A 246-nucleotide genomic window follows, 5' to 3' on the forward strand; every position below is an offset into this window, starting at 1 on the left:
CTCAGTCAGCTCGGTTTCTTGCTTAATATTCCTTCAATATAAAAGAAAGTATGCTACCATTCACCGATGAAGAAAAAAAAGACATCAACGCCACATGACGCTGTTTTTAAACAGTTTTTAAGTCATATCGATACGGCCAGAGACTTTCTGGAGATACATTTGCCTGCTAAATTACGGGCAGTTTGTGATCTGGATACATTGCGGTTGGAATCAGGATCGTTTATTGAAGACAATCTGCGGGCGCAT

The 246-nt window shown here is 40.2% G+C and carries 1 protein-coding gene; it reads left to right on the top strand.

Translation table 11 applies throughout. The annotated features are described in order from the left end of the window. Positions 1-66: 66 nt before the first annotated feature. A partial coding sequence (locus tag ABR397_RS24015; protein ID WP_350307877.1) for an Rpn family recombination-promoting nuclease/putative transposase occupies positions 67-246 on the top strand: 180 nt, incomplete at its 3' end.

This window comes from Photorhabdus viridis, assembly GCF_040256935.1.
GTDB classification, from domain to species: domain Bacteria; phylum Pseudomonadota; class Gammaproteobacteria; order Enterobacterales; family Enterobacteriaceae; genus Photorhabdus; species Photorhabdus viridis.